The 15,724-nt window shown below is 69.0% G+C and carries 15 protein-coding genes; 9 read left to right on the top strand and 6 right to left on the bottom strand.

The window, feature by feature from the left end:
* Window positions 1-401 precede the first annotated feature (401 nt).
* Window positions 402-1,427: a heme o synthase gene (locus NBRGI_RS03010; protein ID WP_370627681.1), complete on the top strand. Its 1,026-nt coding sequence runs from the start codon at window positions 402-404 to the stop codon at window positions 1,425-1,427.
* Between the two features lie 7 nt (window positions 1,428-1,434).
* Here NBRGI_RS03010 and NBRGI_RS03005 read toward each other — a convergent pair whose 3' ends face one another.
* Complete coding sequence (locus NBRGI_RS03005) at window positions 1,435-2,862, bottom strand: FAD-dependent monooxygenase (RefSeq protein WP_029892704.1); 1,428 nt, start codon at window positions 2,860-2,862, stop codon at window positions 1,435-1,437.
* A 93-nt stretch (window positions 2,863-2,955) separates the two neighbouring features.
* Here NBRGI_RS03005 and NBRGI_RS03000 point away from each other — a divergent pair, with 93 nt between their 5' ends.
* Window positions 2,956-3,552 carry a TetR/AcrR family transcriptional regulator gene (locus NBRGI_RS03000; RefSeq protein ID WP_029892703.1) on the top strand — a complete coding sequence of 199 codons (597 nt, stop codon included), beginning with the start codon at window positions 2,956-2,958 and terminating at the stop codon, window positions 3,550-3,552.
* 6 nt (window positions 3,553-3,558) lie between these two features.
* On the opposite strand, the gene NBRGI_RS02995 is transcribed toward NBRGI_RS03000, so the two are convergent.
* Window positions 3,559-4,524 carry a quinone oxidoreductase family protein gene (locus NBRGI_RS02995; protein ID WP_029892702.1) on the bottom strand — a complete coding sequence of 322 codons (966 nt, stop codon included), beginning with the start codon at window positions 4,522-4,524 and terminating at the stop codon, window positions 3,559-3,561.
* A 60-nt stretch (window positions 4,525-4,584) separates the two neighbouring features.
* Here NBRGI_RS02995 and NBRGI_RS02990 point away from each other — a divergent pair, with 60 nt between their 5' ends.
* Window positions 4,585-4,935: a hypothetical protein gene (locus tag NBRGI_RS02990; protein WP_029892701.1), complete on the top strand. Its 351-nt coding sequence runs from the start codon at window positions 4,585-4,587 to the stop codon at window positions 4,933-4,935.
* Window positions 4,936-5,015: 80 nt separating this feature from the next.
* Entirely contained in the window at window positions 5,016-5,744 is a 729-nt protein-coding gene (locus NBRGI_RS02985) for a transporter substrate-binding domain-containing protein (RefSeq protein ID WP_158439761.1), read from the top strand.
* A 4-nt stretch (window positions 5,745-5,748) separates the two neighbouring features.
* On the opposite strand, the gene NBRGI_RS02980 is transcribed toward NBRGI_RS02985, so the two are convergent.
* The 4 genes from NBRGI_RS02980 to NBRGI_RS02965 form a co-directional block, all read right to left on the bottom strand.
* Window positions 5,749-6,567, bottom strand: coding sequence for an alpha/beta hydrolase (locus NBRGI_RS02980; RefSeq protein ID WP_051727461.1), 819 nt, complete (start codon window positions 6,565-6,567; stop codon window positions 5,749-5,751).
* 13 nt (window positions 6,568-6,580) lie between these two features.
* Window positions 6,581-9,190, bottom strand: a complete 2,610-nt coding sequence (locus tag NBRGI_RS02975) for a PEP/pyruvate-binding domain-containing protein (protein WP_029892698.1) — start codon at window positions 9,188-9,190, stop codon at window positions 6,581-6,583.
* On the bottom strand, window positions 9,187-9,891 hold the full coding sequence (locus NBRGI_RS02970; RefSeq protein ID WP_029892697.1) for a TetR/AcrR family transcriptional regulator: 705 nt from the start codon (window positions 9,889-9,891) through the stop codon (window positions 9,187-9,189). Before NBRGI_RS02970 ends, NBRGI_RS02975 begins: the two co-directional genes overlap by 4 nt.
* A 138-nt stretch (window positions 9,892-10,029) precedes the next feature.
* Window positions 10,030-10,941: a 2-hydroxyacid dehydrogenase gene (locus NBRGI_RS02965; RefSeq protein WP_029892696.1), complete on the bottom strand. Its 912-nt coding sequence runs from the start codon at window positions 10,939-10,941 to the stop codon at window positions 10,030-10,032.
* 262 nt (window positions 10,942-11,203) lie between these two features.
* On the opposite strand from NBRGI_RS02965, the gene NBRGI_RS02960 reads away from it, so the two are divergent.
* The 5 genes from NBRGI_RS02960 to NBRGI_RS02940 all read left to right on the top strand — a co-directional run.
* Window positions 11,204-12,037 carry an MlaE family ABC transporter permease gene (locus NBRGI_RS02960; protein ID WP_029892695.1) on the top strand — a complete coding sequence of 278 codons (834 nt, stop codon included), beginning with the start codon at window positions 11,204-11,206 and terminating at the stop codon, window positions 12,035-12,037.
* A gap of 25 nt (window positions 12,038-12,062) precedes the next feature.
* Window positions 12,063-12,950 (top strand): ABC transporter permease, encoded by an 888-nt coding sequence (locus tag NBRGI_RS02955; RefSeq protein WP_029892694.1) that lies wholly within the window; start codon window positions 12,063-12,065, stop codon window positions 12,948-12,950.
* Window positions 12,951-12,953: 3 nt separating this feature from the next.
* Window positions 12,954-13,982 carry an MlaD family protein gene (locus NBRGI_RS02950; protein WP_029892693.1) on the top strand — a complete coding sequence of 343 codons (1,029 nt, stop codon included), beginning with the start codon at window positions 12,954-12,956 and terminating at the stop codon, window positions 13,980-13,982.
* Window positions 13,979-14,986: an MlaD family protein gene (locus tag NBRGI_RS02945; RefSeq protein ID WP_029892692.1), complete on the top strand. Its 1,008-nt coding sequence runs from the start codon at window positions 13,979-13,981 to the stop codon at window positions 14,984-14,986. The genes NBRGI_RS02950 and NBRGI_RS02945 overlap by 4 nt, the downstream gene beginning before the upstream one ends.
* A partial coding sequence (locus NBRGI_RS02940) for an MlaD family protein (protein ID WP_051727459.1) occupies window positions 14,983-15,724 on the top strand: 742 nt, incomplete at its 3' end. The genes NBRGI_RS02945 and NBRGI_RS02940, both read left to right, overlap by 4 nt.

Below are 15,724 nucleotides of genomic sequence, written 5' to 3'. Positions count from 1 at the left end.
CCCTGGTGTCCCGCGTCTCAGCTGTCGAGACTCGTGCCTTCGGCACATGCGCTTCGACAGCTGAGACGCGGGACGGCCGCGAACGGTCGCTCGTCGGGCTCGCTCCGTGGTGGGTGCGTTGGGGTGGGTTTGTTGCGTGGAGGGTGTTGCGTGAGTCGAGGGGCGTGGCGGTGTACGCGAGCAGAGGGGGCGGTTCGTCGCACGCGGAGGGGCGCAAGCGGTGGTGTGGTGGACCACAATTCGGGTCCGGTTGCTTGGGGCTCTGAAAAGGGCGGGGTCGGTGGGGGTCTACCATCCTCTGTAGTAGTAGCCGCGCCGCATCGGCTGAAGGGGCGCCGAGGCGGACGTATGTCCAGGTCTCGCGCATCCAGCACAGCGGGAACGCGCGCGCTGCTTGGTCCATGCCGGAGGCGATGCACAGCGTGCGAGGAGAAACAGTGCGGATTGGGCAACAGCCGGGTGGCAATGGCGCGCACGGCTCCGCTCCGACGGTGCTGACCGAACGGTTCACCGGACCGGGCCTGCCGTCCCGAGTGATGCGACGTGTGCTCGCCTACATCGCGCTCACCAAGCCGCGCGTCATCGAATTGCTGCTCGTCGCGACGATCCCGACGATGCTGCTCGCCGACCGCGGCACCATCGACATCCGGCTCATCCTGGTCACCCTGTTCGGCGGCTGGATGGGCGCGGCGAGCGCGAACACGCTGAACTGCGTCGCCGACGCCGATATCGACAAGGTGATGAAGCGCACCGCGAAGCGCCCGCTGGCCCGGGAGGCGGTGCCCACCTCGCACGCCTTCGTGTTCGGCGTCGTGCTCGGCCTGGCCTCCTTCGCCTGGCTGTGGTGGCAGGCGAATCTGCTCAGCGGCGCGCTCGTGGTGGCGACGATCCTGTTCTACGTCTTCGTCTACACCCTGGGGCTGAAGCGGCGCACCTCGCAGAACGTGGTGTGGGGCGGCGCGGCCGGCTGCATGCCCGCCCTGGTCGGCTGGTCCGCGGCGACGGGCGGCATCGGCTGGCCCGCGATCGCGCTGTTCGGTGTCATCTTCTTCTGGACGCCGCCGCACACCTGGGCGCTGGCCATGCGCTACAAGGAGGACTACCGCGCGGCGGGCGTGCCGATGTTGCCGGTCGTGGCCACCGAGCAGGCGGTGACCAAGCAGATCGTCATCTACACCTGGCTCACCGTGCTCACCACGTTGGCGCTGGTACCCGCCACCGGTGTGGTCTACGCCGCCGTCGCGCTGGTGGCCGGGGCGTGGTTCCTGCTCATGGCGCACCAGCTGTACGCGGGCGTGCGGCGCGGTGAGTCGGTGAAGCCGCTGCGGCTGTTCCTGCAGTCGAACAACTATCTGGCCGTGGTGTTCTGCGGTCTCGCGGTCGATTCGGTGCTCGGCTGGGATACGGTCGGCAGCTTCTTCGGCTGAGGCCGATTCAGGCGCGTCGACCGAGGTAACCATCCGGCCGGACCGTGATCCGAGTGCCGTCGAGTGCGTGATAGGCGGCGAACGCGTGGCCCTCCACATCGACGACGTGCCGACCCCGCGCCACGGCCCCGGGCCGGACCACCGCATAAACCTCGGCGTCCGGAATCGCGGGCAGCGCACCGGTTTCGCCGAAGCACAACACGGTCGCGTGCGGACCGCGGAACAGGTCGAACAGGCGAATCGGCGTGCCCGCCCGGTCTTTCAGCGGCGCGTCGGGCGCGCGATCACCGCAGACGAGCGGCCCGTGCGCGCCTGGATCCCGGTAGCTGATATCCAATTGCTGTGTCTGCGGACCGCGTTCCATCGCGTCCTCGTCGCCGTCCTTCAGCTTGTCGAGCAGTGCGGAGCTGACGCCGAGCACCCGCGCCGCGACCGGGCGGCGTTCGGATTGGTAGCTGTCCAGCAGTGATTCGTCCCCGCGCAGCGCGGCGGCCAGCTTCCAGCCGAGGTTGTACGCGTCCTGGATGCCGGTGTTCAATCCTTGACCGCCGGTCGGCGGGTGCACATGTGCCGCGTCACCGGCCAGGAACACCCGGCCGTCCCGGAATCGTTCGGCCAACCGGACATTCGGCCGCCACACGGTGACCCAGGTGAGGTCGGTCAGGATGACGTCGGTGCGTCCGGAGTAGCGGTCGAGGTACTCCTGCAGGACCTCGAGGGTCGGTGCGGCATCGTCGTCGAGCGGGGCGGCGAACTGGAATTGCCGCCCACCGGGCAAGGGGGACAGTGCGATTCCGGCCATCGGCCGATCGGCCGCCGCGAACCAGTAGCCGAACTCGTGGTCGAGCGCGTCGGCGCGGACGTCGCCCAGCAGCATCCGGATCGACTCGTCGGTCGAGCCCTCGAACGCGACGCCGAGCGTCTTGCGCACCGTGCTGCGACCGCCGTCGGCTCCGACCAGGTAGGCCGCCCGCACGGTCTCCTCGACGCCGTCGCGGCGCAGGGTCGCGGTGACGCCGGTCGCGTCCTGCGTGAAAGTGGCCAGCGCGGTGCCGAGTTCGACCTGTACGCCCAGTTCCGCGAGCCGATCGCGCAGGATCGCCTCGGTCTTGGACTGGCCGAGCATCCAGGCGTTGGGGTAGGGGACGGCCGGCGTCGGGTCGACCGGTTCGCGCATGATCCGCTCGCCGATGAAGTCACCGCCGAGATGGACCCGCATGGTCGGCACCGACCGTCCTGCCGCGAGCACCGCGTCGAGCACACCGAGGTCGTCGAACACCTCGAGCGTGCGCGGCTGGATGCCGTCGCCGCGCGAACCGGCGAAGAACTCGGCGGCCTGGTCCACGATCCGTACCGGGATGTCACGCCGGGCCAGATCGATGGCGAGGGTGAGTCCGGTCGGGCCGCCGCCGGCGATGAGCACCTGGTCGGGCACGGTTCCTCCAAAGGTGAATTGAGATTCAATGAATGTCGATTCAGTATTGGAGTTGGTAGGTTGCCTGTCAAGAGGAGGTGGGTGCGGGTGTCGATGAGTCGCAAGGAGAAGTCGGCCGAAACCGAGCACGCGCTGAAGGCCGCCGCACTGCGGTTGTTCGCCGAGCGCGGCTACCTGAACACCAAGATCGCCGACATCACGACGGCGGCCAATCGCGCGGCCGGCTCGTTCTACAACCATTTCGCGGGCAAGGAGGAGCTACTCCAGGCGTTGTTGAACGACGTGGCGACGCAAGGCGACGTAACGGCGGAAGGTCCGGACCACAACCCGGACTTCACCGATCCGGCGGCGATCCACTTCCACGTGGAGCAGTACTGGGCCGCGGCCAGGCAGCACTGGGCGGTCTTGCGCTCGATGCAGCAGGCAGCCCTGGTCAACGAGGAATTCGCCAGGCAGGCAGGGCAATTCGCGGTTCAGCAGCGCCGCGACATCGCCGATCACCTGGACGGTTTCGGGCCCGGCGGACCGACCCTACCGAGTACCCCGGACGCCAGCCTGGCCATGATGTTTCTGCTCACCACGGGCCTGCTCCAGGCGGTGGAAGAGGGCACCGTCGAACTCACCGACCGGCAGGCCGTCGACGGGTTGACCCGCTTCATCTACCGCGGCCTCACCGGCCGCGACTACTGATCCCGGTCAGGGCAGCAGCACGATTGATCCGGTGGTCTGGCGGGATTCCAGATCGCGGTGGGCTTGTTCGGCTTCGGCGAGGGGGTAGGTGGCGCCGATGCGGATCTGGAGGGTGCTCTCGGCGATGGCGGTGAAGACATCGGTGGCGCGCCAGAGCAGTTCGGCGCGGTCGCGGGTGTAGAAGGCGAGGCTGGGACGGGTGACGAACAGCGAGCCCGCGCCGTTGAGGCGTTGCAGGTCGAAGGGGGGCACCGGGCCGCTGGCCGCGCCGAACAGGGCGAGCATGCCGCGTACGCGCAGGGATTGCAGGCTGGCTTCGAAGGTGGACGCGCCGACGCCGTCGTAGACCGCGGCGACGCCGACGCCGTCGGTCAGCGTGCGGACCTCGTCGGCGAGATCGTCGCCGTAGCGCAGCACCTCGGTGGCGCCCGCTTCGCGGGAGAGCTTTTCTTTGGCGTCCGAGGACACGGTCGTGATGACGCGTGCGCCACGGGCGACCGCGAGCTGGGTCAGGATCAGTCCGACACCTCCTGCGCCCGCGTGGATCAGCACGGTCTCGCCGGGTTCGGGGGTGTAGATGGATTCGAGCAGGTAGTGCGCGGTCATGCCTTGCAGCAGCGCGGACGCGGCGACCGGCGGTTCGATGCCGTCGGGCACCTTGATCGCGACGTCGGCGCGCACCGCGACGCGTTCGGCGTAGCTGCCCGGCGCGCTCGCCCACGCCACTCGATCACCGACGGTGAACTCGGTGACGTTCGCACCGACCTCGGCGACCACGCCGCTGGCTTCCGAGCCCGGTACGTACGGCACATCCTGGGGGTAGCGGCCGGTCCGGATGTAGGTGTCGATGAAGTTGACACCGGTCGCCTGCACGTCGACGAGCAGCTGGTCGGCGTCGATCTTCGGGTCGGGCAGCTCGACGTAGTGCAGGACTTCGGGACCACCGTGCTCGGATACCTGAATGGCGCGCATGAGATCCGTTCTACACCCGAAGGGCTGGACCGTTTCCTACTGGCCGGTAAACTCCGGAGCATGAGTGCTCATGCCGCCACGGCTCCAGTGAAGTTGTCGGGCGCCCTCGTGGAGTCCGTCAAGGGTTTCGTCGCTGATCACGACGGTTCGGCCACCGCGGTGCTGCAGCCGATCGGCCGGATCGGCGTGCGCGTGACGCTGGTCGGCGCCGACGGCATCCTCGGCGACCGCGTCGTCGACGATATGGCCACCGCGAAGGAACTCGTCGCCACCGTCGACGGCCTCACCGAGGCCGACGAATGGGAGCGCGAGCTGACCTCGATCGTCACTCCGCGGCGCAGCCACTGGGCGCAGATGGCGGGCTGGGTCGCCCGCCAGACCCGATTCCCCAAGGCACGCAACGAGAAGTGACCCGGATGCACGGGCGCACACGGACCACGAACCGGGGCCGGCTGCTTCGGCTCGTGGCTCGCGCCGGGGCGGTGCTCGCGGTGGGTTTGCTTGTCGCCCCGGCCGTTCCGGCCGTCGCCCAAGCGCCCGAGTTGCGCGTGTGCACCCCCGGTGACTACCCGCCGTACGCGACCACCGAGGGCGGTTATCGCGGCGTCGATATCGATCTGGCCCGCGGTTTCGCCGACGCGATGCGCCGTCCGATCGAATTCGTCCCGCTGACCTGGGCGAGCTTGAAGACGGATTTCGCCGCGCTGCACTGCGATATCGCCGTCGGCGGCATCTCCGACGCGCCCGCGCGCCGGGCGTTCGCCGATTTCTCGATCACCTACGGCACCGACGGGAAGACGCCGATCACCCGGCGCGGCAACGAGACCGAGTACGCGACCATCGAGCAGATCAATCGCCCCGGCGTCCGGGTGATCGCCAATCGCGGTGGTACCAACGAGGAATTCGCCCGCAGGAACTTCCCTGACGCCCAGCTCACCCTCTGGCCGGAGAACCTCACCATCTTCGACGAGATCGAGCAGGGCCGCGCCGACGTCTTCGTCACCGACGCCGTGGAGGGCCGCTATCGCGTCCGGCAGCACCCCGGCCTGCAGGTCCTGCATCCGGACCAGCCGTTCGATTCGTTCGGCAAGATCATGCTGGTGCGCAAGGACGATCCGTGCCTGGGCTTGGCGTTGAACGCCTGGCTGGGCGCCCAGATCGCCACGGGCGCAACGGATCGCCTCTTCGCCCAGTGGATCGGGCCGGACGCCACCGCATAGCCGATCAGGGCAGGCGTAGCGAGCCGAGCCAGTCGCGCCATCGGTCCAGCCAGGAGTCGCAGGGCAGGCCGCGCGCGGCCATGGCGAAACCGTGGCCGCCCGCGGCGTAGGCGTGCAGCTCGACCGGACGATCCGCGGCGCGCCAGGCGCGATAGAGCCCCAGGTTGCCGTCGACGACGCCCGCGTCCGGATCGTCGGCGGCGAAGGTGACGAACAGTGGGGGAGCGTCGGCGGGGACGGTGTATTCGTGCCAGGTGGGCGGATACAGGACGGTCGCGAAGTCCGGGCGATGGTCTTGGTCGTATGTCGTTGCGGCGCCGACGGTTACCAGACCACCCGCCGAGGAGCCGAGGATGCCGACGCGGTGCGGGTCGAGGTCCCAGTCCGCCGCTCGGGCCCGGACGAACCCGACCGCGCTCCCGCCGTCGACCGTTGCGGTGTAGGACTGCGCCTTGATGTCGTCCATCGAGTAGTGGGTTGCCCAGTGCGCGAGGAAGTCCGCGTCCCGCAGCGGCGTCGCCAATAGGCGGTACCGCAGGACGAATGCGGTATGCCCTTGGGCGGCAATGGCCTTCGCGATCGCACGGCCGGTGCCGTGGGTCAGGGTGACGAAACTGCCGCCCGGGCACACGATCACGGCCGTCCCGGTGGCTCGCGCCGGGTCCGGCCGGTGCACGGTCAAGGCGGGGGCGGTCACGTTGCGGATCAGTCCGACCTCCTTGTCCCCGAAGAGTTCGGGGACGATGGTCTCCTGACCGTAGGAAGCCGGGCCGCCCGAGTCGGGTCGGAGCGGGATGATCTCGTCGGATGTCTCGGTGTGCATACGGATTCCTCGCTCAGGCGGTGGCGCGGGTGACCGTACCGGCATCCCCGTCGACGGTGACCGCAGCGCCGTCGGTGAGCCGCGCGGTCGCGACACCGGTGCCGAGCACTGCGGGAATGTGATACTCCCGGGCCACGATCGAGCTGTGACTCAACGGGCCGCCGACGTCGGTGACGATCGCCGAGGCCACCGCGAACAGCGGCGTCCAGGCCGGTGTCGTGATCTTGGCGACCAGGACGTCGCCCGGGCGCAGCCGTCCGAAGTCGCTCGGACCGTCGATGATTCGCGCCGGAGCGGTGACGCGCCCCGGGCTGCCGGGCACGCCCTTGACCACCGCGTCGGACGTCTCGTCCGAGCCGGCGGGCAGCAGCTTGCCGAAATCGAGGCCGAGCAGCTTGGTACCGCCGCCGACCGGGAGCGCGTGCGGCGGCGTGACGGTCCGCTGCGCCGTCCAGGCGGCTCGGCGCTCGGCGACGAGAGCGCGCGAATCCTGCGGCGCGCGAGCGCCATCCAGCGCGGCGGCCGCGTCGGTCAACTCGTCCAGTCGCAGCCAGAACACGTCGTCCGGGGCGTCGAGGACCTCGGCGGCGACGAGGCGCGCGCCGATCGTCTGCAACAACCGGCGCACCGTCGGCCAGCCGAGTCCCACGTCGGCGAGGCCGTCCTCGCGCAGCGGGCTCATCGTCTGCGCCCAGCGGAGCAGTCGCAGCGTCAACCAGCGGCGCAGCCCGAAGCGGCGTCCTTGGAGGCCCCGTACGGCCTGCTCGCGGCGTGCCTGCGCGTCGCGCTGGCGCACGCCCGGATCCTGCGCCGCTGGGCTGCCGAAGAATTCGAGCGTGTGCAGCACCGGCGCCGGATCGTCGACCGGGAGCGGGGCGGCGAAATCGAAGTCGTACACCGTGTCGCCGTAGCTCGCCAGATGGTCGGCGAAACGATCGGTGAACTCGGTCAGCGCCGGGTCGCCGTCGGCGCTCTCACAGAGAATCTCTGTGCCGGAGCGCTTTTCGATCCGCCCGGCCAGTCCGGGCTGCGTTGCCACCCACTGCGCGAGCTCGTAGAGCGACTTCTCGGCGCGCAACGGTTTGCTGTCGAAGCCGAGCAGGAAGGTCAGCGCCGGTGGATCGGTGCGCCGCCGCATCGTCTTGTAGGCGGCGGTGAACAGCCCCTCGCTGATATAGGTCGCGGGCAGAATGCCGCCCTGCAGCGTCAGGTAATAGCGACCGGCCTCCTCGACGAGCGCGCGCGCCGCGGCGAGCAGATCCGTGGCGGTCCGTGCGCCGGGGTCCGTCGCGCGCTCGGCCGCGGTCATTTCGGCGTACCGGGCATGGGCCGCGCGCCAGCGTTGCGGTGCGGTGCGCAACGCGCGGGGGAGCGTTCTGGCCAGGAAACGCGGCTGCGCCAACGCCATTCGGGCGAGCATGCGCGGTGGATAGGTGATGTCGTAGTAGCCGTAGCCGTTGATGACCACCAGCGGGTTGTCCAGGTACGGCAGGCCGAGGGCGTGGTACCGGTCCTTGGTGGCCTGGGCTACGGCGGGCAGTCCCAGCGTGGCGAACAAGGGGGACAAGGGGTTCGGCAGCAGTTCGAGCACGCTGGCCCGCATGTACTTGCCCTTGGGATCGGGCAGCCGCCACTGGGCCGGTTGCTGCCGAGCCGCCGCATCGGGCAGTACGGTGATCGGCCGCGCCTGCACGATGAACAGCTCCGCGCCGTGCAGCGCCCACTCGATGTCCATCGGCTGCCCGTACAGCTGCTCGATCCGCAGCGCGATCTCGGTGAGCTCCCCGGCTTTCGCCGCGTCGAGAACCGGGGCGCGCCGCTGCGCGGCGGGCACCGGGACCTCGGCGGTGCCGGTGTCGGTACGCACGGTCATCATGTCTTTGTCGCTGATGTCCTGCCGCAGCATGCTGCGGTCGGCCTTCGCCACGAGCAGCGTGTCCGGCGTGACGTTGCCGCTGACGATCGCCTCGCCGAGACCCCACGCGGCATTGATCATCACCCGGTCCCGCGCGCCCGTCACCGGATCGGCGGTGAACAGCACGCCCGCGGCGTCGGCGGGCACGAGTCGCTGCACCACGACGGCCAGATTCACCTCCTCCGACGCGATCCCCTGGCGCGCGCGATAGTCGATGGCACGCGCGGTCCACAGCGACGCCCAGCAGCGTTGCACGGCCGCCATGACCTCGTCCGCGCCGCGGATGTTGAGATAGGTCTCCTGCTGTCCCGCGAAGGACAGCTCCGGTAGGTCTTCGGCGGTCGCCGAGGAGCGCACCGCGACCGGGACGTCGTCGCCGAGCAGCGCGTAAGCCGACCGCACTGCCTCCGAGATCTCTTCGGGCACAGTATGTTCGGCGAACATCGCGGCGATCTCGGCGGCGGCCGCCGAAACCGTGTCCGCACGATCCGGGTCGGCCGCGGCCACCGCGTCGAGAATACGGGCCCTCAGCCCGGTCGCGTCGACGAAGCGGCGGTACGCGGCCGTCGTCACGTGAAATCCCGGCGGCACCGGGAGTTTCGCCGCGGCCAGGCGGGCCAGCGAGGCGCCCTTGCCGCCGACGTGGACCAGCGTGGCGCGCGCGTCGTTCAGCTCGAGGACGAGCGGATCGCTGCCGGAGGTGGTCATGCGAGCTTTCCTTCCTGGCGGTTCGGTGTGGCGTCGAATTCGGCGTGGGCGTGCGCGAGCTCGTCGAGCAGCAGCGTCTTGCCGCGGGCGAGATCGGCGCCGTCCGGGGTGAGGGCGCGTTCGAGCAGATCGGCCAGCGTCTCGAGGAGCTGGTCGGCCGACGGTTGCTCGGGATCGGCGGGTGCGGCGTGCCCGATCGGCAGCGTGCGCCGGATGGCCGGGGTCAACGCGTCGAGGATGTAGGCCGTGGTCTTGACGTCGACCTCGGGACGGAGGGTGCCCGCCTCCTGCATGGCGCGCAGGAAATCGCGGGTGCCGGTGTTCGCCAGTCGCTCGAAGACGTTGCCCGGTTTGGCCGGGTACTTTCCGAGAATGTCCGGGTCACGGGCGACTATGGCGGCGGCCAGGGGCAATCGGCTGAGCGTGTGCACCATGGCCCGATAGACGCTGGCCACGCTGCCCGCGTGCGGGTCGGCCAGTAGATGCGCCCGCCAGGCCTGCGCGTAGCGGCCGAGTTCGCGGCGCACGGTGGCCTCGACGAGTTCGTCTTTCGACTTGAACTGCAGATACACCAGCCCGCGGTGCAGCGCGACGGCCTCGGCGACGTCGCCCATCGTCAGCTTGTTGTAGCCGATCCGGCACAGCAGCTCCGCGGCCGCGTCGAGGATCGCCTGCTCGCGCGCTAGTTCGTCGACAGTCATGTTTTTGTCACCTTGACATATTTTGAGAAGTTGTCAAAAGCGACCGTACGCCTCGGTGAGCGGTGTCGTCAACGACTGATCGTGATTCCGGTGAGCAGAGGAAAAGCGCTCGTGGCCAACGAGTTCCGGCGCGGCCGGTCAGTACTCGCCGCGGACCAGGTTCTTCGGTTCGGTGCCCGCGGTGAAGCGCAGGATCTCGGCGCGGACCACGGCCCACGCGCGTTCCAAGCTGCCGGTGCTGCTGCCCGCGACATGCGGGGTCAGCACGAGGTTCGGCGCGTCCCAGAGCGGATGCTCGGGCGGCAGCGGCTCCGGGTCGGTGACGTCGAGGGCGGCGCGCAGGCGGCCCGAGCGCAGTTCCGCGAGCAACGCGTCGGTGTCGACCACGGGCCCGCGGGCGACGTTCACCAGGATGGCGTTGTCGGCCATGGCGGCGAGGAACTTCGCGTCCACCATGCCGCGGGTGCGCGTGGTGACCGGGACGGTGAGGATGACGACGTCCTGACCGCCGAGCAGTCCAGGCAATTCCTCGATACCCCGCACGCCGTCGCGCGCCCGAGTGCCGACCAGCGTCACCACCGTGTCGAATCCGGCCAGCCTGCGGTCCAGTTCGGCGGCGAGATCGCCCGCGCCGACCACGAGCACCCGCTTGCCGGCGAGGGTTTCGGTCTGGTGGTAGGTCCACTGCCGCGCCCGTTTGGCGTCGGCGAAGCTGCCGAGGTCGCGATAGAGGTACAGCAGGGCGGCCAGCGCCCATTCGGCCGAACTGCCGCCGTGTGCGCCGCGGGCGTTGGACAGCAGGACCCCTGCGGGCAACGCGCCGATCCACCCTTCCGCGCCCGCGGTGAGCATCTGGACCAAACGCAGTTTCGGCAGGTCGGCGAGGTTCATCGCGTCGGGACGGGAAAGAAACTTGGGCACAAGCACTTCCGCGTGCTCTGCGCCCTCGGGAAGGGGCGAGCCGAGTTCGTATCGGATCGGCCGCACGCCGTCGATGCCGGAAAGTGCCGCGACGCCTTGGTCGTCCGGCACCAGAACGATGACCGCCATGCCCCTCAGGTTAGGCGGTGCAGCGCCGGGCGTCGGCGGGGACATCTCCGGTCGGCTGTCTGATGCGCGGGTGTCCGAAACGGTTGTACCGGGCGTGCGCCGGACATTTTCCGACGGACCGTCTGGTCGGTGTGCGGGACCGTCCGGGCAGGTATAACTGTCTCAGTCAATTTTACGGATCGGCTGATTCCGCCGCAGAGTGACATATCAGTCGGCTAAATTGTCCGTGGTCGGGGGTGGAGCCGGCGGAATCGAGGTTGCGGTGGTCGTCGACAAAGTCGCCCGGGTGTCGGAGCCGTTGGCGCGCTGGGGTTTCGATCTCGTCCTCAACAGCCTGCGCACCTTCGGCCGCACACTGCAGCTCGCCGTCGCGGCCTTCGGCTACCTGGTGAACGACGTGCTCAAGCTGCGACATCCGTGGCGGGACACGCTGCAGCAGGGCTGGTTCATCGTGAGTGTCACCGCGATACCCGCTGTGCTGGTGGCGATTCCGTTCGGTGTGATCGTCTCGGTCCAGGTCGGCAGCCTCACCCAGCAGGTCGGCGCCACCTCGGTGGCCGGTGCGGCGGGCGGGCTCGGCGTGATCCGGCAGGGCGCGCCGATGGTGACCGCGCTGCTGCTCGGCGGCGCGGCGGGTTCGGCGATCGCGTCGGACCTGGGCGCGCGCACGATCCGCGAAGAGGTGGACGCGTTGCGCACCATGGGCATCGACCCGGTCCGGCGGCTGGTCGCGCCGCGGCTCGCGGCCATGATCGTGCTCACCCCGCTGCTCTGCCTGCTCGTCATCTTCATGGGCGTGTTCACGGGTTACGTGGTGGCCGTCGGCTTTCAAGGGGTGACGCCGGGCAGCTACCTGTCCTCGTTCGCGGCCTTCGCGACCATGGCCGATCTCGGCGTGGCCATCGCGAAATCGATCGTCTTCGGCGTGATCGTGCTGATCGTCGCGTGCCAGCGCGGTCTGGAGGCGACGCACGGCCCCAAGGGCGTGGCGAACGCGGTGAACGCCGCCGTGGTGATCGGCGTGATCGCGGCGTTCGGCGTGAATCTCGTGATCACCCAGCTCGTTTCGATGTTCCTGCCGCAGAAGGTGGGCTGATGATGCAGCATCGCGGAGCGATTCGATGAGGGGCGGTGGTCGGGCGGCGGGTGGGCCCGCCCCCTATCGGCCGTTCGGCCGGGCCGTGCGGTTCGCCGAGCGCGGCACCCGGCCACCGCTGACGCTGCTCGAATCGCTCGGGCATCAGCTGACGTTCGTGTCCCAGGTGCTCGCCGCGGTGCCGCATACGCTGCGCAGCTATCGCAGACAGACCATGCTCACCCTGACCGACATCACCTGGGGCAGCGGCAATCTCATCGTTGGCGGCGGCACCGTCGCGGTGCTGATCTTCCTCGGCGTCGCGGTCGGCGGCTCGATCGGCGTCGAGGGCTTCACGGCGCTGAACATGGTCGGCATGGGCCCGCTCACCGGCTTCGTCTCGGCCTATGCGAACACCAGGGAGATGGCGCCGATGGTCGCCGCCATCGGCTTCGCGGCGCAGGCGGGCTGCCGGATGACCGCCGAGATCGGCGCGATGCGGATCTCGGAGGAGATCGACGCGCTGGAAGCCATCGGCATCCGGCCGATCCCGTTCGTGGTGACCACCAGGGTGATCGCGGGCATGATCACCATCGTCCCGCTCTACCTGCTGACGCTGATCCTCAGTTATCTGTCCTGCGCGGTCGTGGTCAACGTGCTGCACGGGCAATCCTCGGGCACCTACTACCACTATTTCGACGCCTTCCTGCAACCCGGCGACGTGCTCGCGTCGCTGATCAAGGCGACGGTGTTCGTGGTGATGATCATCCTGATCCACGGCTACCAGGGGTTCTACGCGACCGGCGGGCCCGAGGGCGTCGGCCGGGCCTCGGGGCGGGCGATTCGCGCCAGCCTGGTGCTGGTGGTGGTCGCGGACATGATCCTGACGATCGTCTTCTGGGGTCTCGATGTCGGAATCAGGATCTCGGGGTGACACATGCCGGTCTTCGTTGATCATTCCGGACGCACCGCCGGGCGCTGGATGCTGCGGTTGCGCGGCCTGGCGGTGGCCGCCGTGCTCGTGGTCGTCGCGGTGTTCACCACCCAGTACGCGCAGGGCGAGTTCGCGGATCGCTTCGCGCTCACCATCGACGCGGCCACCCTCGGTGAGGGACTGGCGCCCGGCGCCGAGGTGAAATTCCGCGGTCTCGCGATCGGGACCGTGCGCAAGGTCGACACCGTGGGCTACGGCCACCAGCGCATCGAACTGGAATTGGATCGCGGGCAGGCGGCCGCCCTCACCGACGATGTGTCGGCCCGGTTCACCTCGTCGAACATCTTCGGTTCCAGCGCCATCGAATTGGTGAACACCGGCAAGGGCGGCAAGCTCCCGGAGAACACCACCCTGTTCATCGGCGCCAATGCGACGAACGCGACGGTGTCGAGCGTGTTCCGCCGCGCCGCGCGGCTGACCCAGGTGCTCGATTCCGAAACCGTGCACGCCCTGTTCGATCTGCTGCTCGACAACACCGCCTCGCTCGGGCCCGCGGTGCAGTCGTTTTTCGCCACCGCCCGGGTGCTGGCCACGAATCAGCGTGCGCCACTGGGGCATTACCTCGACATCGGCGCGGACGTGAGCACCGGCATCGCGCAGACCACACCGCCGGTGGTCGACGTGATCCTCGGCGTACTGGACAACAGCGAGTACTTCGGCCACCAGGAGAATCGAGAGCGGACCAAACACGCACTGGCGACGCTGGATACGGCGCTGCTGCTGCCGGTCGCCGATCTGCTGCGCCGCGACAACCCGGACCTGGCCGCCGTCATCGGCGGCGTGCTGGATCTGGTGGTGCCGATCAGCGCGTCGATCGGCACCGTCGCACCCGCCTACAACCGCCTGCCCGCACTGCTGGAACGGATCGACAGCGCGTTCCCGGTGGTGGACGGACGGGTCCGGCTCCAGCTGGAGGTCATCGTGAAAAACATGCCATACCTTGCGGATTCGATCATCGGGGCGCCGCGATGAACAGTGTCACCGCCGCGGGCATCAAGCTCGGCGCCTTCTTCGTGATCGTCGCGGCCTGCTCGGCGTTCATCGTCGCCGCGCTCAATACGCCGGTCCCCGAGGACAAAGTCACGTATCACGCGGTCTTCACCGATGTTTCGGGGTTGTACGCGGGTGACGTCGTGCGGATGTCGGGTGTCGCGGTCGGCAAGGTGGACGCGGTCGAGCTGGCGGGCACCCAGGCGCGGGTCCGGTTCACCGTGGACCGGCAGCGGCCGCTCTACGACAACACCGAAGCCGCGGTGCGCTACCAGGATCTGATCGGGCAGCGCTACATCGAGTTGCTGACCGCGAAACCCGCCGGCACGCGACTCGCGGCGCAGGGCACCATTCCGGTGACACGCACCATCCCGAGTTTCGACGTGTCCAAGCTGTTCAACGGCTTCAAGCCGCTGTTCGAAACGCTGGATACCGCGCAGCTCAACCAGTTCGGCATGAACCTGCTGCGGGTACTGCAGGGCGACGGCAGCGGCATCGGCCCCGCGCTGGCCGACCTGGACCGGCTGACCAAGCACGCCAAGAGCAGCGAGGCCGTGGTGGTGCTGTTGATCCGCAACCTCGGCGAGATCTCGGGCTCGATCAGCGGGAAGTCGGCGGCGGTCGGCGATCTGGTGAAACAGCTCAACGGGGTGCTCAACCAGTTCGGCAGCCGCACCTCGATGATCCTCACCGCCATCGAACAGGCCAATCGCACCATGGCGCCGCTGATTCCGCTGCTGGAGGAACTGCGCGGCGCCTACGACGACAGCTACCTGCCGCTGGACGGGTTGCTGCGCCGGTTGCTGCCGCAGACCGATCAGCTGGTCGAGATCCTCTCGCTCGTACCGTCGCTGCTCACCGGGCTGAACCAGCGGCTACCCGCGGGTGGCGAGGCGAAGACGTACTCATGTGCGAACGGAGAGCTGGGGCTACCCGGGCTCGGCAGCGTTGTGCTCGGGAATCAGAAGCTGGTGGTGTGCAAATGACCGGTGGCACCGGACAACTCCTCGCGATACCGGTTCGGCTGCTGGCCGAGCTGAAATCCCTGCGCACCGAAAAGGCCGAGTCCTGGACGCAATTGCGCTGGGGTGTCGCCGGTGTGCTGGCGACCGTGCTCGCCCTGCTCGCCGCCGGGGTGCTGTACGTGGTGCCGTTCGGCGAGCAGTCCTACACCGCGGACTTCCGTACCTCGGGCGGGGCGCGCTCGGGCGACGAGGTGCGGATCGCGGGCATCAAAGTGGGACAGGTTCGTTCGGTTGCGCTGGTGGGCGATCACGTCGAGGTGCGCTTCGGGGTGGACAGCGGTGTGCACGTCGGGGACGGTTCGGCGGTCGCGGTGAAGATGCTGACCCCGATCGGCGGGCACTACCTCTCGCTCGAGCCGAAGGGCGAGCGCGCCTTGGGCGGCAAGCACATTCCGCCGGAGCGCACCACCACGCCGTTCGAGCTGACCGACATCATCGACGTCGCCACGCCGGTGCTCAGCAAGGTGGACGGCAGCACCCTGCGCGGCACCATCGCCGAGGTGAACGCGGCACTGGCCGGTCAGCCCGACGCGGTGCGCTCGATCGTGGGCAATTTCAACGACCTGTCAGGGGTATTGGCCCAGCGCTCGGATCAATTGAACTCGGCTCTGCGGGTTTCCGACGAATATGTCGGCGCGATCGCGACCGATCGGGCGGTGCTCGCCGACTTCGTGCGCGAACTCGGCACGGTCGCGGTCG

This window comes from Nocardia brasiliensis IFM 10847, assembly GCF_000710915.1.
In the GTDB taxonomy this organism is placed as follows: domain Bacteria; phylum Actinomycetota; class Actinomycetes; order Mycobacteriales; family Mycobacteriaceae; genus Nocardia; species Nocardia brasiliensis_A.
The sequence above is the reverse complement of the archived record's forward strand: the minus strand, read 5'-3'. Positions and strand labels throughout refer to the sequence as shown.

Coding starts and splice junctions, on each gene's coding strand:
- NBRGI_RS02970 (WP_029892697.1), bottom strand. CDS start 9,891: ATGACTGTCGACGAACTAGCGCGCGAGCAGGCGATCCTCGACGCGGCC.
- NBRGI_RS02975 (WP_029892698.1), bottom strand. CDS start 9,190: ATGACCACCTCCGGCAGCGATCCGCTCGTCCTCGAGCTGAACGACGCG.
- NBRGI_RS02995 (WP_029892702.1), bottom strand. CDS start 4,524: ATGCGCGCCATTCAGGTATCCGAGCACGGTGGTCCCGAAGTCCTGCAC.
- NBRGI_RS03000 (WP_029892703.1), top strand. CDS start 2,956: ATGAGTCGCAAGGAGAAGTCGGCCGAAACCGAGCACGCGCTGAAGGCC.
- NBRGI_RS02990 (WP_029892701.1), top strand. CDS start 4,585: ATGAGTGCTCATGCCGCCACGGCTCCAGTGAAGTTGTCGGGCGCCCTC.
- NBRGI_RS02945 (WP_029892692.1), top strand. CDS start 13,979: ATGAACAGTGTCACCGCCGCGGGCATCAAGCTCGGCGCCTTCTTCGTG.
- NBRGI_RS02980 (WP_051727461.1), bottom strand. CDS start 6,567: ATGCACACCGAGACATCCGACGAGATCATCCCGCTCCGACCCGACTCG.
- NBRGI_RS02955 (WP_029892694.1), top strand. CDS start 12,063: ATGAGGGGCGGTGGTCGGGCGGCGGGTGGGCCCGCCCCCTATCGGCCG.
- NBRGI_RS02950 (WP_029892693.1), top strand. CDS start 12,954: ATGCCGGTCTTCGTTGATCATTCCGGACGCACCGCCGGGCGCTGGATG.
- NBRGI_RS03010 (WP_370627681.1), top strand. CDS start 402: ATGCCGGAGGCGATGCACAGCGTGCGAGGAGAAACAGTGCGGATTGGG.
- NBRGI_RS02965 (WP_029892696.1), bottom strand. CDS start 10,941: ATGGCGGTCATCGTTCTGGTGCCGGACGACCAAGGCGTCGCGGCACTT.